Source organism: Dysgonomonas termitidis (assembly GCF_054657735.1).
In genome coordinates, this window is sequence record NZ_BAAHYD010000002.1 from 3,827,338 (window position 1) to 3,852,750 (window position 25,413).

General features: G+C 40.7%; 23 protein-coding genes. 7 read left to right on the plus strand and 16 right to left on the minus strand.

The features are described from left to right. The first annotated feature begins 121 nt into the window (after positions 1-121). Positions 122-1,009: an OmpA family protein gene (locus ACYQ3L_RS19960; protein ID WP_380000027.1), complete on the plus strand. Its 888-nt coding sequence runs from the start codon at positions 122-124 to the stop codon at positions 1,007-1,009. A 1,044-nt stretch (positions 1,010-2,053) separates the two neighbouring features. Then, positions 2,054-3,265 carry an ROK family transcriptional regulator gene (locus tag ACYQ3L_RS19965; RefSeq protein WP_380000025.1) on the plus strand — a complete coding sequence of 404 codons (1,212 nt, stop codon included), beginning with the start codon at positions 2,054-2,056 and terminating at the stop codon, positions 3,263-3,265. Between the two features lie 213 nt (positions 3,266-3,478). Here the strand turns inward: ACYQ3L_RS19965 and ACYQ3L_RS19970 are convergent, their stop codons facing one another. The 4 genes from ACYQ3L_RS19970 to ACYQ3L_RS19985 all read right to left on the minus strand — a co-directional run bounded on the left by ACYQ3L_RS19970 (position 3,479) and on the right by ACYQ3L_RS19985 (position 5,548). Next, positions 3,479-3,706 carry a hypothetical protein gene (locus ACYQ3L_RS19970; protein ID WP_380000023.1) on the minus strand — a complete coding sequence of 76 codons (228 nt, stop codon included), beginning with the start codon at positions 3,704-3,706 and terminating at the stop codon, positions 3,479-3,481. Positions 3,707-3,878: 172 nt separating this feature from the next. Continuing rightward, complete coding sequence (tpx, locus tag ACYQ3L_RS19975; RefSeq protein WP_380000021.1) at positions 3,879-4,382, minus strand: thiol peroxidase; 504 nt, start codon at positions 4,380-4,382, stop codon at positions 3,879-3,881. A 69-nt stretch (positions 4,383-4,451) separates the two neighbouring features. Beyond that, the gene (locus ACYQ3L_RS19980; RefSeq protein WP_380000019.1) at positions 4,452-5,087 is read right to left on the minus strand and encodes an NAD(P)H-dependent oxidoreductase; all 636 of its coding nucleotides are present in this window, start codon (positions 5,085-5,087) and stop codon (positions 4,452-4,454) included. A gap of 26 nt (positions 5,088-5,113) precedes the next feature. Then, positions 5,114-5,548, minus strand: coding sequence for a MarR family winged helix-turn-helix transcriptional regulator (locus tag ACYQ3L_RS19985; RefSeq protein ID WP_380000017.1), 435 nt, complete (start codon positions 5,546-5,548; stop codon positions 5,114-5,116). An 898-nt stretch (positions 5,549-6,446) separates the two neighbouring features. On the opposite strand from ACYQ3L_RS19985, the gene ACYQ3L_RS19990 reads away from it, so the two are divergent. Together ACYQ3L_RS19990 and ACYQ3L_RS19995 are read left to right on the plus strand one after the other, a co-directional pair. Beyond that, the gene (locus tag ACYQ3L_RS19990) at positions 6,447-7,301 is read left to right on the plus strand and encodes an endonuclease/exonuclease/phosphatase family protein (RefSeq protein WP_380000015.1); all 855 of its coding nucleotides are present in this window, start codon (positions 6,447-6,449) and stop codon (positions 7,299-7,301) included. A 22-nt stretch (positions 7,302-7,323) separates the two neighbouring features. Continuing rightward, entirely contained in the window at positions 7,324-8,154 is an 831-nt protein-coding gene (locus ACYQ3L_RS19995; RefSeq protein ID WP_380000013.1) for a phosphatidylinositol-specific phospholipase C/glycerophosphodiester phosphodiesterase family protein, read from the plus strand. A 121-nt stretch (positions 8,155-8,275) separates the two neighbouring features. On the opposite strand, the gene ACYQ3L_RS20000 is transcribed toward ACYQ3L_RS19995, so the two are convergent. The 12 genes from ACYQ3L_RS20000 to ACYQ3L_RS20055 all read right to left on the minus strand — a co-directional run bounded on the left by ACYQ3L_RS20000 (position 8,276) and on the right by ACYQ3L_RS20055 (position 21,518). Beyond that, positions 8,276-8,701, minus strand: a complete 426-nt coding sequence (locus tag ACYQ3L_RS20000) for an ACT domain-containing protein (protein WP_380000011.1) — start codon at positions 8,699-8,701, stop codon at positions 8,276-8,278. Between the two features lie 7 nt (positions 8,702-8,708). Next, positions 8,709-10,010, minus strand: a complete 1,302-nt coding sequence (locus ACYQ3L_RS20005; RefSeq protein WP_380000009.1) for a phenylacetate--CoA ligase family protein — start codon at positions 10,008-10,010, stop codon at positions 8,709-8,711. Between the two features lie 33 nt (positions 10,011-10,043). Then, positions 10,044-11,354, minus strand: coding sequence for an aminotransferase class I/II-fold pyridoxal phosphate-dependent enzyme (locus ACYQ3L_RS20010; protein ID WP_380000007.1), 1,311 nt, complete (start codon positions 11,352-11,354; stop codon positions 10,044-10,046). 104 nt (positions 11,355-11,458) lie between these two features. Continuing rightward, positions 11,459-11,770: a GIY-YIG nuclease family protein gene (locus tag ACYQ3L_RS20015; RefSeq protein WP_380000005.1), complete on the minus strand. Its 312-nt coding sequence runs from the start codon at positions 11,768-11,770 to the stop codon at positions 11,459-11,461. A 638-nt stretch (positions 11,771-12,408) separates the two neighbouring features. Beyond that, complete coding sequence (locus ACYQ3L_RS20020) at positions 12,409-12,993, minus strand: indolepyruvate oxidoreductase subunit beta (RefSeq protein WP_380000003.1); 585 nt, start codon at positions 12,991-12,993, stop codon at positions 12,409-12,411. Between the two features lies 1 nt (position 12,994). Then, on the minus strand, positions 12,995-14,581 hold the full coding sequence (locus tag ACYQ3L_RS20025; protein ID WP_380000001.1) for a thiamine pyrophosphate-dependent enzyme: 1,587 nt from the start codon (positions 14,579-14,581) through the stop codon (positions 12,995-12,997). After that, positions 14,582-15,346 (minus strand): amidohydrolase, encoded by a 765-nt coding sequence (locus ACYQ3L_RS20030; RefSeq protein WP_379999999.1) that lies wholly within the window; start codon positions 15,344-15,346, stop codon positions 14,582-14,584. A gap of 136 nt (positions 15,347-15,482) precedes the next feature. Next, complete coding sequence (locus ACYQ3L_RS20035) at positions 15,483-16,556, minus strand: AMP-binding protein (protein ID WP_379999997.1); 1,074 nt, start codon at positions 16,554-16,556, stop codon at positions 15,483-15,485. Positions 16,557-16,582: 26 nt separating this feature from the next. After that, positions 16,583-17,647, minus strand: coding sequence for an o-succinylbenzoate synthase (locus ACYQ3L_RS20040; protein WP_379999995.1), 1,065 nt, complete (start codon positions 17,645-17,647; stop codon positions 16,583-16,585). A 116-nt stretch (positions 17,648-17,763) separates the two neighbouring features. Continuing rightward, positions 17,764-18,585: a 1,4-dihydroxy-2-naphthoyl-CoA synthase gene (menB, locus tag ACYQ3L_RS20045; protein ID WP_006797756.1), complete on the minus strand. Its 822-nt coding sequence runs from the start codon at positions 18,583-18,585 to the stop codon at positions 17,764-17,766. Between the two features lie 99 nt (positions 18,586-18,684). Continuing rightward, complete coding sequence (gene menD / locus ACYQ3L_RS20050) at positions 18,685-20,346, minus strand: 2-succinyl-5-enolpyruvyl-6-hydroxy-3-cyclohexene-1-carboxylic-acid synthase (RefSeq protein WP_379999992.1); 1,662 nt, start codon at positions 20,344-20,346, stop codon at positions 18,685-18,687. 80 nt (positions 20,347-20,426) lie between these two features. Then, positions 20,427-21,518 (minus strand): isochorismate synthase, encoded by a 1,092-nt coding sequence (locus tag ACYQ3L_RS20055; protein WP_379999990.1) that lies wholly within the window; start codon positions 21,516-21,518, stop codon positions 20,427-20,429. Between the two features lie 287 nt (positions 21,519-21,805). Here ACYQ3L_RS20055 and lpdA point away from each other — a divergent pair, with 287 nt between their 5' ends. From lpdA to ACYQ3L_RS20070, 3 genes are all read left to right on the plus strand, one after another. Continuing rightward, entirely contained in the window at positions 21,806-23,155 is a 1,350-nt protein-coding gene (gene lpdA / locus ACYQ3L_RS20060) for a dihydrolipoyl dehydrogenase (protein WP_379999988.1), read from the plus strand. 84 nt (positions 23,156-23,239) lie between these two features. Continuing rightward, complete coding sequence (locus ACYQ3L_RS20065) at positions 23,240-24,001, plus strand: lipoate--protein ligase family protein (protein WP_379999986.1); 762 nt, start codon at positions 23,240-23,242, stop codon at positions 23,999-24,001. A gap of 26 nt (positions 24,002-24,027) precedes the next feature. Beyond that, the gene (locus tag ACYQ3L_RS20070) at positions 24,028-25,383 is read left to right on the plus strand and encodes a dihydrolipoamide acetyltransferase family protein (RefSeq protein ID WP_379999984.1); all 1,356 of its coding nucleotides are present in this window, start codon (positions 24,028-24,030) and stop codon (positions 25,381-25,383) included. Positions 25,384-25,413 lie beyond the last annotated feature (30 nt).

Below are 25,413 nucleotides of genomic sequence, written 5' to 3' on the forward strand. Positions count from 1 at the left end.
AAACAAAAATTAATTCTATCGACAATTACTTACCAGATAAATTTTTATCTGATACTTTTGTAATCAAACAATGAATGAATATTATTGTTACATATAATAATACATTTAATATAATTTAATTATGAAGTATTCTTTTTGGTTGCTAATATTAACAGCAGGTATAATGTTTACCGGTTGTGTAAGCAAGAAACAGTTCACAAACCTGGAAACTGATTATAATCGCTTACAAACAGAACATAATGATCTGAAAAGAAATTATCAGGAAGGCCAATTGCAACTGGCCGAAAGCAGAACCCGAGTATCGAGCCTGGAGGAGAGATTAGCTGAAGCCCGGAAAAACAATGAGGAATTACGCGCAGCTTACGTAGAGATGCAAAACTCATTGAATAAAAGTCTCTCGCAAAATTCACAGGGTAATGTAAATATTGCGAAACTGGTAGATGAAATCAATGCCTCGAACCGCTTTATCCAGCATCTGGTCCAAGCTAAGAACAAATCGGATTCGTTGAACCTGGTTATGATAAACAATCTTACACGTTCACTTACCCGTGACGAAATGCAGGATATGGATATTAAAGTATTGAAGGGAGTTGTGTACATCTCACTTGACGACAGGATGCTGTACCGCTCCGGAAGCTATGAAATAAGCGATAAGGCAGGGGAAATTCTAAGTAAGATATCTAAAATCATCCTGGACTATAAAGATTATGACGTCCTGATAGAAGGCAATACTGATACAGACCCGATATCACGCCCTAACATCCGCAACAATTGGGATTTAAGTACTCTTCGCGCATCTTCTGTTGTTCAGGCATTACAAAACAATTATGGGGTTGATCCCAAACGCCTGACTGCTGCCGGACGCGGAGAATATAATCCGATTGCGAGCAATAGTACAGCAGAAGGGAAAGCCCGTAACCGCCGGACCCAGATAATTATCACTCCAAAACTGGATCAGTTTATGGATCTAATTGACCAAGCTCCGGAAAGTTCACTCGATAATAAATAATTAATATCCCATACATAAAGTTTATATAATAAAAGGCTGCCTCTGTAAATTGAGGCAGCCTTTTATTATATAAACAAATTTATTCGAAAGAAATATCCGGCAATAAGTCGTATTAGCCAACTGAATCATCAATCGGAGGTGTATAGGCCAGCGCTGACAGAATAAATATCCGCACCTCCAGACCCTGCCTTTATTTTTTATTGACTATTTAATTATTTGATTTTTGGAAAATACTTTATCTATATTATTAGCTGATAGCCGTTAGCTGACAGTTCTTTGAAGTATTGAAAAAGCCCCCTAAATTGGCTCCGCCGAACGTTGTTTCCCCAGGGGGGACTTACAGAGAGAAAAAAAAGGAACAGATAAAAAATAGTGGAAAATGTGTCAAGTTTGTCAGGTTTTGTACATAAACTATTGGCTAACAGCTATCAGCTAATAGCTAAAAAGGTGTTACTTTTTAATAGTTACGGGTTACTGCGCCCTTTGGGCAGTTACAAGTTACGAGTAGACAAGATACAAGATACGGGTTGTTAACTGTTAACTGATGAGATGCTTCGCTCCGCTCAGCATGACAACGTACAGCACTGTTGACTGATGACTGTTTACTGTAAATAGTGTTACCTTTGTTACCTTTTAATAGTTACAAGTTACTGCGCCCTTCGGGCAGTTACGAGTTACGTGTAGACAAGATACGAGTTGTTTACTGCTAACTGTTGACTGTTGACTGATATATCTGTTACCTTTGTTACCTTTTAACAATGTATAGTTAATTAATATAAATATCGTACATCGCGCAGATATAAATTAAGCCAAGACGGAATAGATACTATCCAACAGGAGAGGAGATCATTAAATAGGCTATTATCTGTAACAGAAAGCTATTTCGTTTATTATCATACAATTTGAGGTCCTAAATATTTATCAACCCCAAACTCTTTTTTAATAATAGATACAAAAGGCAGCCTATTTAATAATATTTTTTATTTATATTTGTATTAGCGATGAAATTTTATCCGAAAGGAAAATATCAATAAATCAGGAAACATGAATATACACCTGCTTCAGGAAATTGAAAAAGGCACAAAAAGTGCTTTGATCAAGAAGAATATTATTAATTACTATATCCAAAATGGCAGTTCGACCATCACCGAATTGTCGAAAGAACTGGATTTGAGCATCCCTACTGTCACTAAGTTTATCAGCGAGATGTGTGAAGATGGATATATAAACGACTACGGAAAGCTGGAAACAACAGGGGGGCGTTACCCCAATCTATACGGCCTCAATCCTGAGTCCGGTTATTTTATAGGTGTCGACATGAAGCAGTCGGCAATAAACATCGGACTGATTAACTTCAAGGGAGATATGGTGGATCTGACAATGGGTATTCCTTATCAGATGCAAAACACTCCGGAAGCGATGAACAAGTTGTGTGAATTAATCCTGGCATTTATTGATAAACAAACAGTAGATAAAAACAAAATACTGAATGTAAATGTAAATATATCGGGACGGGTAAACCCTGAATCGGGATACAGCTACAGCATTTTCTATTTTGAAGAAAGACCATTGGCTGAAATTCTTAGCGAAAAACTGAATGGCTACAAAGTTACTATCGATAATGATACCCGGGCCATGACTTATGGTGAATATCTGTCGGGCTGTGTAAACAGTGAGAAAAACATCATATTCGTAAACATAAGCTGGGGGTTGGCTATCGGAATCATTATAGACGGGAAAGTATATACCGGAAAATCGGGATTCGCCGGAGAATTCGGGCACATGAAAATATACGATAATGAAATATTGTGCCATTGCGGAAAGAAAGGCTGCCTGGAAACGGAAGCCTCCGGACTGGCAATGCACCGGCGCCTTTTCGAACTGGTACATGACGGTGCTTCTTCCCTGTTATCGAAGAAAATATTGAAAGACGAATCCGTCACATTAGATGAAATAATTACCGCCGTAAACAAAGAGGATGTGCTTTGCATAGACCTGGTGGAAGAGATCGGACAAAAGCTTGGAGAACAGATCGCCGGACTTATCAATATCTTTAATCCTGAAATGGTTATTATAGGAGGTACAGTATCTATGACCGAAGACTATATAATGCAACCGGTGAAAACAGCGATCCGCAAATATTCCCTTAATCTGGTGAATAAAGATTCTACGATCGCAATATCGAAGTTGAAGGATAAGGCAGGGGTAATAGGCGCCTGTTTATTAGCCAGAACACGTCTGTTTGAGATATATTGAACATTATATGATAAGACCACCCTTAACTTTTTAAAAATGCATAAATTATCTTATAACATTGCAAATATTAAGAAAGTTTCATATCTTGTGTCTTAAACTATCAACAATAGATAATTATAAGGTCCTGATTATTAATCAGACTTTCTGACTCTAAACAAACTTGACTTATATCCAAAAACCTCCGCATATGTTTCGGAGGTTTTATTTTGTAGCCTATCGGGCGAACCTGCCCAGATATTTCCCTTTAATCACCCTCAGTTTGCCTATCACATGAAACTTGGATAATAGGCCGGCCAATATCAAGATCATCCCCGCAGAGAGAAGTAATCCGAAGAAAAAGTCGAACAAAAGGGAATAACGGTTTAGAAGCAGGGCAAACCCTATAACACCTATACCAATGGCAAATTGCTTATTATATATTATATGGAATAATCTCTTCACACCAATTTTTTTTGAGGTTATAAACCTATTTATTATTCTGAGGACAAAGATAGTTTTATTTTAACTCCCCGATATAACGATATTATACCAATCTTTAGGTATCGCCGAAAATTAACAGGAAAAGGCTTCTACCATATAGTAAAAGCCTTGGGATACCGTTCAGTTCTGTTTATTATTTAACGGCCGCTAAAGCCGGTTGATAATTCGGTTCATTTACAATTTCAGGAACCAGCTCTGTATATACTACTTTTCCGTCAGGGTCAATTACAACAACCGATCTGGCCAACAATCCCTTCAGCGGACCATCAAGCATCAATACGCCATAATCTTTTGCAAACGATGTATTTCTAAAAACAGAAGCCGGAACAACATTATCGATGCCTTCTGCCGAACAAAAACGACCCGCAGCAAATGGAAGGTCAGCCGAAACAGCAAGGACTACAGTATCAGGAAGTGCTACCGCTTCTTTATTGAATCTGCGAACCGACGCAGCACATGTACCTGTATCAAGACTGGGGAATATATTTAATATAACAGTCTTACCTTTAAGGTCTTTCAACGACACTTCTGAAAGGTCATTCTTTACAAGTACAAATTCGGGTGCTGCTGAACCTACTGCCGGCAATTGCCCGCTGGTATTTACTGTGATGTCATTTTTAAATGTAACTGTTGCCATAATTTTTTAATTTATATAAGTTAGTATTCTGGTTTTCGAAGTATTATCATATTATAAACCTCAAAATTGTTATTTTAGTTCAATAAGAAATTCATTTTTCGGATGACGGACCTTCTTGAGATTCACCAACCAGTCATTTGCTTCGTCCCGGTAGCCCAATGGTAATACTGTCACACTCCTCAATCCTAATTCTCTCAAGCCAAGAAGATTATCCAACGCATCATTATCAAATCCTTCCATCGGGGTAGAATCGACATTCAGTTCAGCGGCCATTGCAATAGCAAAACCAAAAGCTATATAGGACTGGCGGGCTGCATGCTCGAAATTCACTTCAGACGGGCGACTCAAATATGCCTTCTTCAATCTGTCCGTATAGTCATTATAACGGCCGGGGTCTTGTCCCCTACCCTCTGTTGTATGTTTGTATATATTATCTATACGCTGCGACGTGTAGTTATCCCAAGCTGCAAAGACAAGGACATGTGAAGCATCCGCGACCTGTTGCTGATTATAAGCAATAGGTATCATCTTCTCTTTTAGCTCCTGATTGGTTATTTCAATAACCTGAAAAGGTTGTAAACCCGAAGACGTGGGCGCAAGCCAGGCAGCTTCAACAATCTCGTTAACAAGTTTCTGATCGACTTTTTTAGTAGGATCAAACTTTTTTGTGGCGTAACGCCATTTGAATGTATCTAATAAGTTCATTGCTTTAATTATGTTAGAAATACTCGTTATTGTTCATTACATGTTATTAATAAAATCTTACGCAGCTGATTACGTAACTGAACAAGTTGGTTATCCGTCAGCTTAAGCTGTTTTTTCATTATTGGAGGGATCTGCTCTGCTTGCTTTTCCAAAGCTTTACCTTTATCCGTGATAATTATATCCACACTCCTTTCGTCTTCAGATGATCGTACTCTATTAAGAAGTTCATTTGCCTCCATACGTTTCAATAATGGCGTAAGCGTACCGCTATCGAGCCATAACAGTTCTCCTAATTGTTTTACTGTTGCCGATTTTCGCTCCCACAATACCATCAATACCAGATACTGAGGATATGTGAGTCCCAACTTTTCTAAATAAGGACGATAAAGTGATGTTATCTGCCTCGACAAAGCATATATTGGGAAACACAATTGATTATTCAATTTTAAATCTTCTGACATATATACACGCACTATTATATTGTGCAAAATTAAATATTGCAAAATTAAATATATCATTTTACATGTTAAAAAATAAGAAAGCGCAATAAATTTATGAGATCAATACCTTTTGCAGTAGATACCGTTTTTTAACAAGGAGGGTACAATTATCTTACGTCTTTTTACTATATGAAAATTAAACACCAGATTATCAATTACAAAACACATATGTCCGGCAAGATAACCGCCGGACATTTCCATGTACTTACAAATAGTTTGCCTAAAATTTTGTCTTCACTGCCATAATTCCATGTTGGAAAAATGTAAAAGCTTTATATATCATTTTTTTGAATATTCAAAACTTGCTCAGCACAAAAGTAAGCAGCATTTGTAATATAAACAAGAGTAATTAGTTAAATAAGAATATGTCATCCAGCATTATAAGAGAATTTATATATTGCCTACCGGAACATATCTGCATCGCCCGATGGCCCAGAATAGAGAAAGTGGGCGGATATCGATTACCATGAAAACATTATGATCCGGCAAATCAGTTAAATGACCACATACTTAACGTAAATAAAATCTCTTTAGAACTAACTATTAAGAATGTAAAATATGTAGATCATTTTGCATTTATATTTAGTGGTATTATCTTTGTAACAAAAGATAGTATGTATGAACTTATGCCTAAGACTAACGATAGCCGTATCCGATATCTTGAAAATATGGAAAATACAGATAATAGTGGTTTACAGACTATTATAACGGGAACAGGACCGATTTTTCCGAAAGAGAATTAACTCATACAAACTGTCGGAGGATTACGGAGGAAAACCCAGAGTTGGAAAGCTCAAAACTTCGGAATCAAAAAAGCACGGAATTATATCTATTTATCAAATAACAAACCTATATTAACATGAAAAAGTTATTCTATTTATTTGCTGCTCTATTATTAGCTTCTTGCTCAGAAAATAAACCTATTGACTTGAACGTAATGAGCTTTAATGTTCGCTACGACAATCCTGGCGACAGCCTCAACAGCTGGCAATACAGAAAAGATATTGCCGCACAAACGATCAAAGCTCAAAACGCGGATATTGTAGGTACCCAGGAAGTCCTGGTAAATCAATTGAACGACCTGAAAACCTCCCTGCTGGAATATAATGCTATTGGCATTGGCCGGATAGATGGAATAGAAAAAGGCGAATATTGTGCTGTCCTATACAAAAAAGAAAGATTTAAAGAAGTTAAATCGGGACATTTTTGGCTAAGTGAAACCCCTGAAGTTATAGGTTCGAAAGGATGGGATGGGGCATGTGAGCGCGTTGCAACATGGATTATCCTGGAAGAAATGAGTAGTAAGAAACAGATATTCTTCATTAACACACACCTTGACCATGTAGGGAAAGTAGCCCGTCAGGAAGGTGTGACATTACTACTCGACCGGATAGGAGAACTAAGCAAAGGTTTACCTGTAATATTAACGGGAGATTTCAACGCGACCCCTGATTCGGAAGTAATCAAACATGTTACAAACCCGGCAACTCCAAACTATCTGATGCATACCAAAGACATAGCTGTTGTAAAAAGCGGAACAGACTGGACATTCCATGGTTTTGGGCAAGTACCTCTCGAAAAACGCGAGTTTATAGATTATATTTTTGTAAAACCGGATACAAAAGTATTAAAACACACTGTTATACCTGAAGAACTGGATGGCAAATTTATCTCTGATCACTCAGTTGTAACAGCACAAATAGAAATTGAATAAACCTGCTTTTAATCAATATCTTATGACTTATATTATCAACAAGGGTTTTTCTGTATTGAGGTTATTTTCAATTGCAGTACCGTTAATCATATGTCCGTCCGTTCTGTTTGCACAACAAATACTCATTCACTCACATAACGATTATGAACAACGGGTACCATTTTACCAAGCATATGCCCAGCAAGCAGCATCAATAGAAGCTGATATATATGCTACGAATAAGAAGGACGAATTACTGGTAACTCACAATAAGGAAGATCTTGCCACAGCACTTACTCTTGATGAATTATATATTAAGCCGATTGTAGACCTATATAAAAATAATAATGGCAAAGCCTGGAAAAATTCAGAGAAAACATTCATATTGCTTATAGATTTGAAGACACCTGCAATTCCGACTTTAGATATACTCGTTGATAAACTGAAAGTCTATCCTGAGGTATTTGATCCGTCTGCGAATCCTTATGCCGTGCGCATAGTTATATCCGGCGACCGTCCTGCTCCGGTGGATTTTGCAAAGTATCCTCCTTTTATATCCTTTGACGGAAGAGAAATGAACTATACTGCTGAACAGTTAAAACGCATAGCGATGGTAAGCCTTCCATTCAAAGATTATTCCCAATGGAATGGACAGGGAACAATGATAAAGGAAGAGTATGACAAAGTTATAAAGACAATCGATGCCGTTCATGCACTAAACAAACCCATCCGTTTTTGGGGAACACCGGATGGAGATAATGCATGGAAAACATTCCACCATATAGGTGTGGATTACATTAACACCGACCGGGTAGAAGCATGCACCGATTACTTTTATCATTTTGATAATAAGAAGACTCTTTTGGAACTATAAGTACACTGTCGAATATTTCACAAATTATTGTTTATAAAGAATATACCGTCTTCATTCAAAATGGTCTTTGGAATAAAATTACGTTCCAAAGACCATTTTTAATTATATAAGACCCTAAAGACTAGCATTCTGTAATCTTATCCTGGCTCAGTAATTCACAATTGTTTAACGTAAGTATCTCCATACATTTTTTAATATCGGTAGGCCTTATCACCACATTCGCTCTCTCTCCGTTCGAAAAGGCATACATATATTCAATAAATACATTTTCTTTTGCCAGATATTCCAGTATCATAGCCAGTGAACCCGGCGTGTTAGGACAAGAAAGACAAAGCACATCATTTACACTCACTCCTAAGTGAGCCTCTTTAAGTACCTTTACAGCCATGTCGACATCGGATACTATCAGCCGTAAGATACCGAAGTCGGCACTTTCGGCAAGGCTGAATGCTTTCAGATTTATCCCATTCTTCCCAAGTACATGCGCTACCTCGTTCAGCCGTCCTGTCTTATTTTCCACAAAAATAGATAGTTGTTTTATTGTCATATGCTAATCAATTAAAGATACGTTTATCAATTACACGTTGTGCCTTACCTTCACTTCGTTTGATGCTATACGGTTCTACCAGTTTTATGTCGGCACTGATTCCCAGCACGCTTTGCAGGCGATGGGCTATTTTCTTCTTCAAAGCTATAATCTTCGAGATTTCGTCAGAGAAATACCCGTCCCGTACCTCGACCTGCACTTCCAGTATATCCAGATTGTTTACCCTATCCACAATTAAAAGATAATGTGGTTCGAATTCTTCCATTTCCAGGATCACGCTCTCTATCTGTGAAGGGAATACATTCACTCCGCGAATAATCAGCATATCGTCGCTACGCCCTACTATACGGCTCATGCGCACACTGGTACGCCCGCATTTGCAGGGTTCCTCCGTGAGTGAACAAAGATCTTTGGTACGGTAACGCAATAGCGGCAAACCCTCTTTTGTAAGTGTGGTAAATACGAGTTCCCCCTGTTCTCCATATGGAAGCTGCTCAAGTGTGTCAGGCGAAACAATTTCGGGCAGAAAATGGTCATCAATAATATGCGAACCGCTCTTACATTCGCATTCGTGCGATACACCCGGCCCCATTATCTCACTCAACCCATATATGTTGTAGGCATCTACGCCCAGCTTTGCTTCTATCTCTTTGCGCATATTCTCTGTCCACGGTTCCGCACCCAGAATAGCAGTTCGCAGCCTGAATTCCTCGCGGGGAATGCCTGTCTTCGCTATCGACTCTGCCAAATAGAGGGCATAAGACGGGGTACAGGCAAGAGCCGTAGCTCCAAAATCGCGTGCAAGCTGAATATGTTTAGCTGTATTTCCCGTAGACATGGGGATAACCGTTGCCCCCAAGTGCTCCACTCCATAGTGTAAACCTAGTCCTCCGGTAAAGAGTCCGTAACCATAGCCAACCGAAAAAATATCATTCTGGTCGGTACCGAAAGCACTCAGGCAACGGGCGGTCATCTCGGACCATATGGATAAATCGCGCCGGGTATAACCTACTACAGTGGGTGTACCAGTTGTTCCCGATGAGGCGTGCAGTCTCACAATCTGTGACATAGGCACTGCAAACAAACCGTAAGGATAATTGTCACGCAAATCCTGTTTTGTGGTAAAAGGTAGTTTTACGATATCCTCCACCGAACGGATGTCGCCGGGTGTAATATCCATTTCCTGCATTTTCTGTCTATAGAAAGGAGTACTGTGATATACCTTCTCCACCAGCTTACGCAAACGTTCTCCCTGAAGGCAGCGTTTTTCGCCGGGACTCATGCACTCCTTAGATTTGTTCCAAATCATATTATATGTTAGTTTTTTTAGTTGTTTATCCTGTTAATGATCTAATCTGAAAAACCTCAATCTTTCATCCAGTACAGCGTATAAATCATCATGCATGCGCGAGCAGCACGCCCTGATGCCCTGTTGTTCGCTGCCTGTAGTAGACAAGGCTATGGAACTGATTCCATAGTAAAGCAGCTCCCGCATCAGCTCGGCACATGACATATCTTTATAGCCGATTGTGAAAAAGAACCCGTCGGAAATATCCCTGTCAATATCTTTATCATATACTACATGAAAACCGTATTTATTGAATAGCTCCTTCATACGGTGGGCACGCCTGCCATATTCACTTGTTTCTTTCACAAAATCCAGTTCGCCGTCCGATGCGGCTCTTAGCATAGCAGCATAGCCATACTGAGTGGAATGAGTTATGCCGGATGTTATCATATATAGTATTTCCCCGATAAATACAGGTCCGAAAATACCCGAACCGGAATACCTCTGCGCCAATGCTTCAAATTTACGGGAAAATAATTTATCCGAAATACAAAGAACTGCGGCGCGTTGTCCTGCATAGCTGAATATCTTGGAAGCCGAAAGCATCAGAATGTAATTATCGGTATATCCGGCCACGGTAGGCACAAAAGGCGCTTGAAAAGGCTTACTGAAATCGGTACGGAAATCCATAGCGAAATAGGCTAAATCTTCAATAACGACCGCATCATATTTTGTAGCCAATTCTCCTATTATCTGCAATTCATCCTCCGTCAGACATATCCAGGCCGGATTATTCGGATTGGAATATACGATAGAAGATATATTGCCCTTTTCCAATAATCCTTCAAGTTTAGCTTTTAAGCCTCCCCCCCTGTAATTGTAGACATCAAATTCTATATATTTAATATCAAGTATTTTCAATTGGGATTTCTGTATAGGAAAGCCGGGATCGATAAATAATACAGTATCCTTATCTTTATCCCGTTGGTTGCAGGCGATAAAGGAACTGAAAGAACCGGCAACCGAACCTGTAACCGGTATGCATGAGCCTGATGATATATCAACATCGAGAAACGCTTTAACAAAACGGGATGCTTCTTCCTTCAACACAGGAATACCCGCAGCAGCCGGATACATCGAAGCTACACCCTCGTCCAACGCTTTTTTCTCCGCATCTATACCTATCCGGCAGGGTTTAAGTCCCGGTACACCCTGATCCATACGGATAAAAGGAATGCCTGTAATCTGTTCGAGGCTCGAAGCCAATAGGAGTACCTCCCCTATAGTAGCTTTCTCCAGATCGGCTATCTTTAGTTCGTTTACAACCTGATTTACCAGATCCTGACTGAATATTCTGTTTTGCATATATTATTATCTCTTTATCTACTTTGTCATTCTGAACGGAGTGAAGAATCTCTTATGAGAGACGAGATTCTTCGTTACACTCAGAATGACAAATGAGTATTAGTTTATATTTCTTCATTCAGAAAGTTCCATTCAGGATTAAATTCTGATATAAGTTTATCTTTCTGTTTCCTCACCCACCCTTTTATCTCTGTTTCTCTGTCTATAGCATGTTCTATATATTCAAATTTTTCCCAATAAATTAAATAGAATATATTGTATTTCCCTGTAAAATGACTTTTCTCGTTCATGGAATCAAACTTATGCTCGTATAAGCGTCTTTTTAAATCATTGGTTACTCCAATATATAAAACACTTCTATTTCTATTCGTAACTATATAAACAAAATAATTATGTGTTCCGGTTAGTTTAAACATAGATTATAAGTCTTTATTATCCTTGTCATTCTGAACGAAGTGAAGAATCTCTTTCATAAAAAGTATCTCTCGCAAAGTCTAACTTATTACTCACTACTATATTTACAATTATTAACCATATTTGGTTAAAACCTGACACTTCTGACACATTTTCCACTATTTTTCACTTGTCTATTTTATATTCATTAACCATATTCAGTTAAAAAGTAACAAAGGTAACAGAAATCAATGTACCGATTAATCAATTTGCCGATGTGCCAATGTTTTTAACGAAAAATGAAAAACGAAGAACGAAAAATATTCTTAAATGAAAAACGAAGAATGAAAAGTGAAGAATGTTTTTAAACGAAGAGCTAAAAGTGATAAGTGATAAATATTTTTCACTCTTAATTTTTAGTTTTTCATTTTCTTTCACTTTTAATTTTTCACTTATCACTTTTAATTTAAAACATTTGCTAATATGCTAATTTACAAATCTGCTAATTATTTTTTCAAAGAGCTAAAAGCTAACAGCTAGAGGCTAATAGCTTACTATATAGATAAACTTTTACCAAAAAAATATAATCCTCGGGCACTTAGCCTGCAATACCCCGGATGTTTCGTTCTTGAGACATAGCAAACAAGAATCATTCCTCTCATTATTCCATTTGTTTTTCGCCTGCGCGTTTCCCCTCCCTGAAGGCTTTTATATTCATATCCACTACAGATTCTCCTTTACGGCCGAATACCTGTGCAATAGCTTCTTCCAGTTTTGATGCTTCTATACCCAGTATCACAGAAGCAGCTCCCAGCAATACCATATTGGCAGCCCTGGCCACTTTAGCATCTTTAGCAATAGCATCCACATCCAGAAGTATGACATTGGGCAATGAAGATAATTCTTTAAGGATCGTATCCGGTTCGGGATAATTGGGAATATTAACATAAGGCGAAATATTTGTTACCACCCAACCCTCTCCGGATAAGTACGGAATATAGCGTAAGGCCTCCATCGGTTCCAATGATATAATGGCATCTGCACCTCCTTTTGCAATAAGGTCGGAATGTATCGGTACCGACGATATACGGAGATTGGACTGTACATCCCCTCCCCGTTGGCTCATACCGTGCACTTCGGCCTGTTTGATATGCAACCCCTCCCGAAGCGAGGCTTCTCCAATAATGGCAGCAATGGAAAGTATCCCTTGTCCGCCTACACCTGAAAGTATTATATCGAGTTTCATATTATTTTTTCTTTGCATGTTTTTTCAGTGTCTGTATACATTCTCTGCGAGGAATAATAACTGAAACACCGTTATACTCAATTTCTTCACGAATAATATCCTTTATCTCCTCTATATTCTTCGGTAACGGAATAACAATGCGCAGGTGTTCTCTTTCCACGCCAACACCAAGACATATATCCTCCAGTTTCCCGTATCCCGCCGAATCCTGTCCTCCGGTCATAGCCGTAGTCAAATTATCTGAAATAACAATGGTCACACTGGCATTCGAATTTACGGCATCTAACAATCCTGTAATTCCTGAATGAGTGAAAGTGGAATCGCCAATAACCGCTACCGATGGGAACAAACCTCCATCAGAAGCACCTTTAGCCATCGTTATGGACGCACCCATATCCACACAGGTATCTATAGCACGGAAAGGCGGTAATGCTCCAAGCGTATAACAACCTATATCACTGAACACTTTCGCATTTTCATATTCACGAAGCACTTCATTCAACGCGTCATATACGTCCCTGTGTCCGCAACCTGTACATAATGCCGGTGGACGGGCTACGACATTTTCACTTGCTCCCTGGTGCACCTTTACCGAAAAACCCAATGCTGCGCGAACATTGTCGGGAGTAAGTTCTCCCACCCGAGGCAATTCGCCCGTCAGGCGTCCTTTAATCTTTCCTGTTTCATCCAGCAATCCGCGAAGCTGCTCTTCTACAAAAGGTTGTCCGTCTTCGAGAATCAAGACCTCGTCGCATTCATTCAGCACTTCCCGTATAAGCTCTTTCGGCAAAGGATACTGTGATATTTTCAACACGGTGCGGTTACATCCGTCCGGAAAACTCTCCATCAGGTAATTGTACCCTATTCCACAAGCAATAACACCTTGCCTGCTACCCTTCTTGTAAAGATTATAAGGGGATACGGCCGAAATCTTCTCCAGTCCGGGTTGTGCAGCCAAAAGTTCGTTGTATCTTCTTCTCGCATTTACAGGAAGCAGTACCCAACGTGATTTGTCTTCGGGAAACTTTATTTCATTCTGTCCTCTGATTCCGGATATTTCAACCACAGCGCGCGAATGTGCCATACGGGTAGTCAGTCTCATCAAGACAGGCAATTCGTATTTTTCCGAAATATCGAAGGCATAACGCACCATATCATATGCCTCCTGTTGCGACGATGGTTCGAATATAGGTGTAAACGCAAACTTACCATAGAAACGTGAGTCCTGTTCATTCTGTGAAGAATGCATCGAGGGGTCGTCAGCCACAAGTACCACCAGTCCGCCATTTGTCCCCGTCATAGCCGAATTTACAAAGGCATCGGCTGCTACATTCAGTCCCACGTGTTTCATACATACCAATGCCCGCTTTCCAATATACGACACGCCTAAGGCAGCTTCCATAGCTGTTTTCTCATTGGTACACCATTGACTGTAAATATTCCGTTCCTGTGCCAATGGCGAATCCTGAATGTATTCTGTGATTTCTGTAGACGGCGTTCCGGGATAAGCATAAACACCCGTGATGCCTGCATGGATAGCACCCAAGGCAATAGCCTGGTCTCCCAGCATTAATAGTTTTTCTCTCATTTAGTTGATTATTCTGTATTTATCGGCATCGTTGAGTGCCGGGAATTTTTCGCGAAAGTCTTTTAATGTCTGCATATCTATTTTCCCGCAAACTGCATTCTCCAACCCATCTTCTGCCGACACAATGGATTTCCCCATATAATCGAGCAGTACGGTGCCTCCACTATAGCCGTTGCCGGGGTCATTCCCTACCCTGTTCACTCCCGCTACATAACAAAGGTTCTCGATAGCGCGCGCTTTGAGCAGAGTATTCCATGCATCGATACGGACGGCAGGCCAGTTGGCAACGTAGATAATCATATCATAATCTCCCCTGCTTCTGGAAAATACAGGGAAGCGCAGATCATAGCAGATTTGCAGTAATATTCTAACCCCCTTATACTCTACTATTACCCTTTCATCTCCTGCTGCATATTCTTTGTCCTCACCTGAGAATGTAAACAGATGCTTTTTATTATAGATAGTATAGCTACCGTCGGGTTTTACGAAATAGAAACGGTTGTAATATCTTCCTCCGTCTTCAACAGACACGCTTCCTGCAACCGCCGTCTTCTTTTTCATAGCGATTGTTTGCATCCATTGAAGAGTCACAGAGCCGGCCTTCTCTGCAACTTCTGCGGGAACCATACAAAAACCGGAGGTAAACATTTCAGGTAAGATAATCAAATCTGCCTGTGGCAACGTGTCGATTATCGTCTCTGCCTGCGTCCTGTTTTCATTTGGCTTTTGCCATTGTATGTCGGTTTGTAATAGTATAATGTTCATGTGCATTAGATATATGCACCGAAGATAAAGATTTTTAGCGAAAAGCCGAAATGACAATTTGCAATTTTAAATGATTTAAGGATATTATTTTACTAATTATATGAAAAGAGTTTGAACAAGATGATAAAATATCTCATTAAAGTTCACTTACCAACTTCTTCAATTCTACACGGCTTATCTTACCCGTCTCTGTTAAAGGGATTTTATCTACCTTAATAATCTTTTTTGGAATGTAATACGCAGGTTGGATATCTTTAAATATCTCCGGATCAACATCTTCTTCCACAGCAAGGATCAATGCTTCTCCAAATTTAGGATCGGGAAGAGATGTAACAGCAAAAGAGCTATTGATAAGGGGCTTCAGTAACTTTTCAACTTCTTCTATCTGAATTTTTATTCCTCCGCTGTTAATTACATTATCTTTGCGCCCTGTGATACGGAAGCTTCCGTCTTCATCTATTTCCGCAATATCGTTGGTATAAAGTTTTTCGCTTGTCACCAACGGCGCATCTATTATCAATGTATTATCATCCGACAATGATAGAGCAACCGATGGAAACGGGATATATGATCCGGAAACACTCTCTCCGTTCAGCCTGCGTAAAGCAATGTGCGAAAGGGTCTCGGTCATTCCATATGTAGAATATACGTTATTAGGAAAAAATTTCAGTTTTTCTTCCAGACGGGAGTCAATCGCCCCTCCTCCTATTATCAGATTTTTTATTTTTTCCAGTTTCTTCCGCTCTTTATCAGAGTCCAAGCTATTATACACCTGCATAGGGATCATCGCGGCAAAACCGAACGTAACTTTTGTATCTCTCAGCGGGTTGCCGGACGGGGTGACAGGATATAAGTCCAGGCCTGCGATCAATGCACGTACCACCATCATTTTACCTGCAATATAGTCTAGCGACATACACAGCAGGGCTTTGTTTCCTTCTTTTAATCCGAGGAAAGAACAGGTAAGTTCCGCACTGCGCATCATCCGCTCTTTTTCCACCATCATTTCTTTGGGTATACCTGTAGAACCTGATGTTTGTACCCTAATCAACGGTGAACGTGAAAACCATTCCTTCAGGAATAAATAAAGACTATAATGAAAATCCGACTTTAGGGCAAAGGCGGGTATTCCTTTGCTCCGGAAAATATCAGGAGTATAGGAGCCTCCGTCTATTGTTATTATTTGTCTTTTTATGTAAAGTTGATACATATATTTTATAAGTGAAAAGTGAAGAACTAAAAATGTAGAATATTTTTCACTTTTCGTTTTTCATTTTTCGTTTTTATTTCGTACCACAGACAGTCTCCCTGTATAAACAATGGCATCTCTATATTGTTCGTATATAATGCTCCCGTACCAAGCCCTTGAGGAAGCGGATTATTGTAAGTAGAACACCATTGGGCTATCGCGTTCAACCCGATATTCGATTCCAAAGCCGAAGTTATCCACCAGCCGATATCCATTGACCGGGCCAATTCTATCCATTCGGTTGCACCGATGATTCCTCCATGTAAGGTAGGTTTCAGAATAATATATTGCGGTTTTATAGTTTCCAGCAAGCGTTTCTTTTCTTCAGGCTGGTTAACTCCGATCAGTTCCTCATCGAGCGCTATCGGCAAAGGTGTTACTTTCACCAGTCCGGACATATCGTTCCATTGTCCGGCACGAATAGGTTGTTCTATAGAATGCAAATCCAGTTCGGCCAAGCGTTTCAATTTATCCGGTGCATCACCCGGCGAAAATGCCCCGTTTGCATCCACACGCAAGGTTATTCTATCAGCACCGTAATGCTTACGGATATAACGAAGCAGGTCTAGTTCCTGCTCAAAATTAATGGCTCCTATCTTGAGTTTCACACAGCGAAAACCCTGTTGCAACTTAGATTCTATCTGTTCGAGCATGTACTCATAATCGCCCATCCAGATAAGCCCGTTGATAGGAATCCCTTTCTCTCCCCGGGCAAACGGAGTATCCCATAAACGGAAACTGCCTTGTTCCAACTGCCTCATCGCCGTCTCCAGACCGAAGAGAATGGATGGATACGGACGCAATGCTTCTATATCCAGTTTTCCGTCCTGCTCCAGTTTTTGGCAAAAGTAAGATAGCCTATCCTCATAATTTTCGTCATAGTCGCAGCTAAGATCAAAAAGCGGGGCACACTCCCCGATGCCCCATCCTTCGGGCCGGGATGTATCAGCCGCCACCACATACCATATTTTATGGTCGTGATAAACTCCGCGCGATGTCCCTGCGGGACGCTTAAAATGGAGAGTATAGGGTATGATCCGGGTTTTAAGCATATCGGCCCCTCCTAGCCTCCCCAAAGGGGAGGAACTCAAAGAAAGTATATATTAGTAATCATCTTTTATCTTTTCGTGGCTTTGCCTAAAGTCCCCTTCGGGGGATTTAGGGGGCCTTACGGAAACTTAGGAAATTTCTTGAAGTCCGGCTTACGCTTTTCGAGGAATGCATGCTTTCCTTCCTGCGCCTCATCTGTCAGGTAATAAAGTAAAGTCGCATTTCCGGCCAGTTCCTGAATACCAGATTGCCCGTCAAGTTCGGCATTGAGTCCCATTTTTATCATACGCAGCGCCATAGGGCTGTGCTGCATCATTTCGTGCGCCCATTTCACAGTTTCGTCTTCCAACTGATCGAAAGGCACAACAGTGTTTACCAGTCCCATATCCAGAGCTTCCTGCGCTGAATACTGACGACAAAGGAACCATATTTCACGAGCCTTTTTTTGTCCCACTATACGCGCCAGATATGATGACCCGAATCCGGCATCGAAGCTGCCTACACGAGGGCCGGTCTGTCCGAAGATCGCATTTTCCGACGCAATAGACAGGTCACAAACAACGTGCAATACATGTCCCCCACCAATAGCATAACCGTTTACCATAGCAATAACAGGCTTAGGCATTGAGCGTATTTGTTTCTGCACTTCAAGCACCTGCAAGCGTGGGACACCATCTTTACCTATATATCCGCCTTTACCTTTTACATTCTGGTCTCCTCCAGCACAGAAAGCTTTATCTCCCGCGCCTGTAAGCACTACGACATAGATATCCTGATTTTCGTGACATATACGAAGCGCATCACTGATCTCCATAGTCGTGGTAGGAGTAAATGCGTTGCGATAACGCGGACGGTTGATTGTTATACGACCTATCCCTTCGAAATAATCGAACAGGATTTCTTCATATTCTTTAATGGTTTGCCATTCTCTTGTTGCCATAATATTTTAGTTTATTAATTTGCCAATTAATTAATATGCCAATTTGCCAATATTACCAAACTAATCATCGGCACATTTTCATATTGGCATTTCAGCTCATTATTTTAGTTTATGATAATAGTCCTTAAAAACTGCTTTGCTCACTTCCATATCAGTAATTACTTCAAGCACCATAGATTCCTGGATCGTCTCATTCATAAATGTCTCAAAAGCCTTACCAAGTTCTTCCCCGCTGGTAGCCGAAAGATATTGCATGCCCGAAGCCCGCACCCATTCTCCAGCTCCGGTATTATGCGTTGCAGCAACATATTGCTTCAGCGATGGAGCCTTATTCAATCCCGGTAGCAGGTGGAAAATACCGCCGCCGCCATTATTGACGAGCAGTACCCGCAGATTCTTTATATGTGAAATATTCCACAATGAATTCAGTCCGTAAAAGAAACTCAGATCGCCTATAACCAAATAGGTTATGCCCTCGTAAACGGATGCAAAACCAATAGCCGAAGGCAATGAACTTTCTATCCCGTTCGTCCCGCGATTACAAAATACGTCTACTGATTTATCCAATGTATAAAGCTGTGCGTTACGCACGGTAGAACTGTTAGCCAAATGCAAAACAGAATTGTCTGGTAAGCATTTCAGGAAATCACCCATAGCCCGGATATCGGAAAACAGTGTCTCAGAAGACGGTTCCGTTATCTTCTCCGAAGCCTCTTTCCATAAGCCGGAATATGGCCTTTGTTCATCTGCCGAAATGGCATTATACAAAGCTTTGAGGAATTTCTCGTTATCAGTCTCAATCAAATCTGTAAGCGATTGGAAAAGGTCTACCACTTCGCCCGACGGTGTAATATGCCAGTGACTTACAGGCTTATTCCCTCTTAGAAATTGCTTCAATCGCTTTGAAACGATATGCCCACCGACGGTAATAACCAAATCGGGTACAAAATCAGTCTTCTTTTCGTCGGGGATAGCATATAACAAAGCATCAAAATTGGATATGAACAAAGGTGAAACACAATTGGACGGATGCTCTACCAAAACGACGCAGTCATTCCGTTTCACTAATTCCTCCAAAACCTTTACTAACCCGGGCGATTTTGGTAACTGCCCTACTATAATCATACGTTTGGGCAGATGTTTCCACTTATCCGAAAAAGGTGTTGTATCAACCGATTTTTCAATAGAGGCAAGATTTATTTTTCTTACCTCGGGAAGTTTCTCCACCGAATAATCGAATAAGGGTTCCGATATAGGTACATTGATATGTACAGGCCCCTGAGCATCAGTCATACAATCAATCAAGGCCTCATTTATAAGACGGTTGCAAAACCATGTATCCCGTTCTGTTTCTATTTCCGGCAGATTCACAGATTTCTTTACCAACGAACCGAAAACTCCTGCCTGCGGCAATGTCTGCCCGTCCATTTGTCCTATCCACTCCTGCGAACGGTCCGCCGAAACCACTATCAGAGGTAATTGCTGATAATATGCCTCCGCTACAGCCGGGGCATAATTGAGCAAGGCGGTACCCGATGTACAACAGATTACGACAGGCTTACGGGTACACTGGATAATACCCAGTGCATAGAATGCCGCATTGCGCTCGTCCACGATTACATGACAATCGAAAGACGAATCCTGCGAAAATGTCTGCATCAATGGTGCATTGCGTGAACCGGGAGACATTACCACATGCCGTATCCCGTACGCTTTGAGTATCGCTACCGTTTGTAATACATTTTTCTTTACTGAGAACATTTTAGTTACAATTTGTAAGTGAAAAACGAAAAGTGAAAAGTGAAAAATACTTTTAATTCTTCGTTCTTCATTTTTCACTTTTAAATTACCGACAATATCGTTTGCAATTTATTTTCTGTTTCTTCCCATTCCGGTTTCAGTTCGGAAGAAAGAAGCATACCTCCTCCCGCATAAAGCCGAAGCAGATCCTCCCCCATCTGCATACACCTCAGATTTACATACAGGCGGCTGCTTTCCTCAATATCCAGCGGACCTGCAAACCCCGAATAATAACGACGGTCATACGATTCATTCCTAAAGATAAAATCGAAAGCCGCTTCTTTCGGGAACCCGGATACCGCGGGGCTGGGATGCAACAAGGCGAGCAAATCCCCTATCTTGTATCCATCTTTCAGCTTAAACGAGAATTTGGTTTTCAAATGCTCTATATTTCCTGCCTGCGCAGTAAATGGCCCACTCTGTATTACATCTCCACACAGTTGATTAAGCTGCTGCTGCATATAATCAACAACAATCTGCTGCTCTTTCCGGTTCTTATCATCCCAATCTTCGGGCGATACTTTTTTAGTGCCTGCCAGCGCTACAGTTTTATAGATTCCATCCTGCTCCGAAACAAGCAATTCGGGAGAAATACCCATCCAAGCCCCGGTTTGGGGAGTATTGCATAGAAATACAAAGTTGGAATGATATTTCCCACATGCCTCACGGAAAGACGTACCTGCCGAAAAACTACGCTTCCTTTCCACATCGAATGTACGGGAAAGCACCAGTTTTTGTAATTTATTTTCAGACAACGCTGAATAAAAGGTAGTATAGTCAGAGCTATATTGGGTGAACGAATTAACAGAGGTCTGATTATGAATATTAATCGCCGATGAAATCCCTTCAGAATGATAATCTGATAAATAGCTGAATACTACCGCTTCTCCTTTCAGACAGATATCAGGATGAATAACAATAAGAGGAGTATCTTCCGAGATACGAAAAGGAGCAATAACAAAACCTGTCTTTCCATTCAGATCGGACAAAGAATCTAAACATAGAGCAGCCTGCGATGTTTGTAATACCAGATGTATATCTTGTTGCCTTGCCTGCCTGTATACGGCAAAGGATACATTTTTTTCAATCAGGGAATCAAAAATACTATAATCGAAATCTTGATTAAATTCCATTTAAAACATAACGTTGATTAAAATCTAATTTACAAAAGTACACTAAATAGGGCATCATACAGCTATATTCAGTTGACTTTTTTAGCCCAAAATATGTTGTACAACATATTTATAAACCTGTATATTTTTTCAAGCAGAGCTACAAACGTTTCACATGCATGAATTTGTAACATTGAGTTTGCATTATAGATAGAATCTATCTAATAGATATAATCAATTTCTATAAAACAAAATGTTAAACAGCATTGTTAATCAAGCACTAAATAAGATATTAAATAATAACAACTATGGAACATGATATAGCAATTATCGGAGGTGGCCCGGCAGGATACAATGCTGCAGAAAAGGCTGCCCTGAACGGTTTGAGGACAATACTCTTCGAGAAAAACGCAATCGGTGGTGTTTGTCTGAACGAAGGGTGTATCCCAACCAAGACATTACTCTATTCAGCTAAAACACTGGATAATATAAAAAGTGCGTCAAAATATGGTATCTCTGTAGAAGGCGAACCGACCTTCGACCTGCCTAAAATTATCTCCCGGAAAGATAAGGTTGTAAAAAAACTGACTGCCGGCGTAAGTGCCAAACTGAGTTTCAACGGGGTTACAGTTGTACAAGGTGCAGCCGACATTGTGAATGAAGATAACGGTCTGTTCCAAATTAAAAGCGGTGAGAATACATACTCCGTAAAATATATATTATTGTGTACCGGCTCCGAAACGATTATCCCGCCTATAAAAGGATTGTCGGAAGTAGACTACTGGACTTCGAAAGAGGCTTTGGAATCGAAAGAATTGCCCAAATCTCTGGCCATTATCGGCGGCGGTGTTATCGGCATCGAATTTGCTTCATTCTTTAACAGTATGGGAGTAAAAGTAAATGTAATAGAGATGATGCCCGAAATACTCGGTGCAATGGATAAAGAAACCTCAGCCATGCTGCGCACCGATTACACAAAGAAAGGGGTTACTTTCCGTCTGAACACAAAAGTAGTGGAAGTAACGAAAAAAGGTGTTGTAGTAGAAAAAGACGGCAAATCAGAAACCATCGAAGCCGACCGCATACTCGTAAGCGTAGGCCGCAGGCCGATAGTAAAAGGCTTCGGACTCGAAAATCTGAACATTGAAATGCTGAGAAACGGTATTAAAGTGAATGAATACATGCAGACCAGCAATCCTCGTGTATATGCCGCAGGTGATGTTACCGGATTCTCATTACTGGCTCACACAGCGATCCGTGAAGGCGAGGTTGCTATAAGCCATATTGTAGGCGAAGATGATAAGATGAGCTACAAAGCCATCCCCGGAGTGGTTTATACCAACCCCGAACTGGCAGGTGTAGGTAAAACTGAAGAAGAACTGAATGCAAACGGCGAATCATTCCGTGTACTGAAACTGCCAATGGCTTACTCGGGCCGTTTCGTAGCCGAAAATGAGGTGGGCAACGGGCTATGTAAGATAATTGTGGATGACGACGACCGCATTATCGGTTGTCATATGCTCGGTAATCCGGCATCGGAACTCATTGTTATTGCAGGAATAGCAATTGAAAACGGCGACACAGTGGAAGAATTCCGCAAACATGTATATCCTCACCCTACCGTGAGCGAAATTATACACGAAACGTTATTCTCATGAATTATAATTTCAAGATTTCAAAATCTCAGATTTCAAGATTAAAAAGAAAAATAGATTCCGAATCTTGAAATAAAACGAATAATTATGCTTTGTATCAACAATACACATACCGACGCTTATTTCAACCTGGCAAGCGAAGAATATCTTCTGAAAAATTTCAGAGATGATATTTTCATGCTGTGGCAGAACGAACCGTCGGTCATTGTTGGCAAATATCAGAATGTGCTGGCCGAGATAAATCTCGACTTTGTCAAACGTAATCGGATAAAAGTCGTCAGACGCTTTTCGGGCGGGGGTACAGTGTTTCATGACCTCGGCAACCTCAACCTCACATTCATTGAGAAAAATAATAATGTAAACTTCGACAAGTTCACAAAACAGATTATCGCCCTACTCTCCGAAATCGGGATACATGCCCAATCGGACGAACGCAGGGCGATAAATATTGACGGGCTGAAGATATCGGGAAGTGCGCAATGTGTACACAAAGACAGGGTAATGTATCATGCTACCCTGCTTTTTTCGTCTGACCTAAGCAGCCTCGTCTCCACATTGGAGAGCGACCCCAAGCAACTGGAAAACAAGACAGACAACCGTATTTATGTAAAATCGGTAAAAAGCCCTGTTACCAATATTCTGCAACACCTGGATAAGCCTTTGGATATAAAGTTTTTCAAAAAATACATACTCGATTATTTTCTCAATAAGGACAAGGATAACAAGATGTATAAATTTTCGGAAGAAGATATTTCGGCAGTCAAAGCATTGTCTGCAATGAAATATACTACCGAAGAATGGAACTTTCATGGCAACAGGACTGTAAACAATAATTATTTGCACGTATAAGAATAAACCAAAATATATAAATAACCATGTCAAAATTTGAAATAAAAATGCCCAAACTGGGCGAAAGTATTACAGAAGGGACAATCATTTCGTGGTCAGTTAAAGTAGGCGACACTATCAACGAAGATGATGTATTGTTCGAAGTGAATACAGCAAAGGTAAGTGCGGAAATCCCGTCGCCTGTCGCAGGTAAGATACTTGAAATATTATTTAAGGAAGGAGATACTGTTGCCGTAGGCACAGTGGTTGCGGTCGTACAACTCGAAGATGAAGAAGGCGAGAGTGAAGATGCTGCTCCGGCTCCGGCTGCTGAAAAGAAAGCAGAACCTTCGACTCCGGCGAAAGCAGAAGAAAAAGCCGCTCCGGCTGCTGCATCCGCCGAACCGGCAGTAAGTGCACCCGCTACAAAAAACAGTGGTGACAGATGGTATTCGCCTGTTGTTCTCGGAAAAGCCCGCGACGCCAAGATTGACAAAGATGAACTCGACGCTATTCCGGGCTCCGGATACGAGGGTCGTCTGAGCAAACGCGATATAGAAAAATATATAGACAACAAGAAAAAAGGAATCTCAGCTACAGAAGCAAAACCAAAATCCGCAGCAGCAGAAAAACCGGCGGCTGCAACGGCTTCACATTCACAAACCAATGATGCGCCGAAGCCTGCTGTTCCTGTGGCTGTAGCCGATGGCGATACTGTAATTGCAATGGACCCTATACGCAAGATCATTGCCGACCGCATGACTTCATCCAAAAAGATTTCTCCGCACGTAACCAACGTAATCGAAGTAGATGTAACCAAACTGGTGAAATGGCGCGAAGAAAACAAAGACGCATTCAAAAAACGCGAAGGCATCAGCCTTACTTATATGCCTGCAATCGTAGAGGCGACAGCTAAGGCTCTGAAAGACTTCCCCCGTGTAAACTCATCGGTAGACGGATACAATATTATCGAGAAGAAACGTATCAATGTGGGTGTTGCCGTATCGCTGAACGATGGTAATCTGATTGTGCCTGTCGTAAAAGATGCAGATAAACTAAGCATCAGCGGAATAGCAGCATCGGTAAGTTCTCTGGCAAACAAGGCCCGTGCTAACAAACTGATGCCGGACGAAATACAAGGCGGTACATTTACAATAACCAATTTCGGTTCATTCAAGAGCTTGTTCGGTACTCCGATCATCAATCAACCGGAAGTTGCGATTCTGGGGGTAGGTATTATCGAAAAGAAACCTTCTATAGTAGAAACTCCTGAGGGAGATGTAATAGCTATCCGTCACAAGATGTATCTGTCATTGTCGTACGATCACCGGGTGATAGACGGCATGCTGGGAGGGAACTTCCTGTACCGTATAGCAGAGTATCTGGAAAACTGGAATGAATAAACTCAGATACAAGTAGACAAGGTACAAGTA

Bases quoted from the DNA above. Each gene is read 5' to 3' on its own strand.
- ACYQ3L_RS19960 (WP_380000027.1), top strand. From the start codon at position 122: ATGAAGTATTCTTTTTGGTTGCTAATATTAACAGCAGGTATAATGTTT.
- ACYQ3L_RS19965 (WP_380000025.1), top strand. From the start codon at position 2,054: ATGAATATACACCTGCTTCAGGAAATTGAAAAAGGCACAAAAAGTGCT.
- tpx (WP_380000021.1), bottom strand. From the start codon at position 4,382: ATGGCAACAGTTACATTTAAAAATGACATCACAGTAAATACCAGCGGG.
- ACYQ3L_RS19980 (WP_380000019.1), bottom strand. From the start codon at position 5,087: ATGAACTTATTAGATACATTCAAATGGCGTTACGCCACAAAAAAGTTT.
- ACYQ3L_RS19985 (WP_380000017.1), bottom strand. From the start codon at position 5,548: ATGTCAGAAGATTTAAAATTGAATAATCAATTGTGTTTCCCAATATAT.
- ACYQ3L_RS19990 (WP_380000015.1), top strand. From the start codon at position 6,447: ATGAAAAAGTTATTCTATTTATTTGCTGCTCTATTATTAGCTTCTTGC.
- ACYQ3L_RS19995 (WP_380000013.1), top strand. From the start codon at position 7,324: ATGACTTATATTATCAACAAGGGTTTTTCTGTATTGAGGTTATTTTCA.
- ACYQ3L_RS20000 (WP_380000011.1), bottom strand. From the start codon at position 8,701: ATGACAATAAAACAACTATCTATTTTTGTGGAAAATAAGACAGGACGG.
- ACYQ3L_RS20005 (WP_380000009.1), bottom strand. From the start codon at position 10,010: ATGATTTGGAACAAATCTAAGGAGTGCATGAGTCCCGGCGAAAAACGC.
- ACYQ3L_RS20010 (WP_380000007.1), bottom strand. From the start codon at position 11,354: ATGCAAAACAGAATATTCAGTCAGGATCTGGTAAATCAGGTTGTAAAC.
- ACYQ3L_RS20015 (WP_380000005.1), bottom strand. From the start codon at position 11,770: ATGTTTAAACTAACCGGAACACATAATTATTTTGTTTATATAGTTACG.
- ACYQ3L_RS20020 (WP_380000003.1), bottom strand. From the start codon at position 12,993: ATGAAACTCGATATAATACTTTCAGGTGTAGGCGGACAAGGGATACTT.
- ACYQ3L_RS20025 (WP_380000001.1), bottom strand. From the start codon at position 14,581: ATGAGAGAAAAACTATTAATGCTGGGAGACCAGGCTATTGCCTTGGGT.
- ACYQ3L_RS20030 (WP_379999999.1), bottom strand. From the start codon at position 15,346: ATGAACATTATACTATTACAAACCGACATACAATGGCAAAAGCCAAAT.
- ACYQ3L_RS20035 (WP_379999997.1), bottom strand. From the start codon at position 16,556: ATGTATCAACTTTACATAAAAAGACAAATAATAACAATAGACGGAGGC.
- ACYQ3L_RS20040 (WP_379999995.1), bottom strand. From the start codon at position 17,647: ATGCTTAAAACCCGGATCATACCCTATACTCTCCATTTTAAGCGTCCC.
- menB (WP_006797756.1), bottom strand. From the start codon at position 18,585: ATGGCAACAAGAGAATGGCAAACCATTAAAGAATATGAAGAAATCCTG.
- menD (WP_379999992.1), bottom strand. From the start codon at position 20,346: ATGTTCTCAGTAAAGAAAAATGTATTACAAACGGTAGCGATACTCAAA.
- ACYQ3L_RS20055 (WP_379999990.1), bottom strand. From the start codon at position 21,518: ATGGAATTTAATCAAGATTTCGATTATAGTATTTTTGATTCCCTGATT.
- lpdA (WP_379999988.1), top strand. From the start codon at position 21,806: ATGGAACATGATATAGCAATTATCGGAGGTGGCCCGGCAGGATACAAT.
- ACYQ3L_RS20065 (WP_379999986.1), top strand. From the start codon at position 23,240: ATGCTTTGTATCAACAATACACATACCGACGCTTATTTCAACCTGGCA.
- ACYQ3L_RS20070 (WP_379999984.1), top strand. From the start codon at position 24,028: ATGTCAAAATTTGAAATAAAAATGCCCAAACTGGGCGAAAGTATTACA.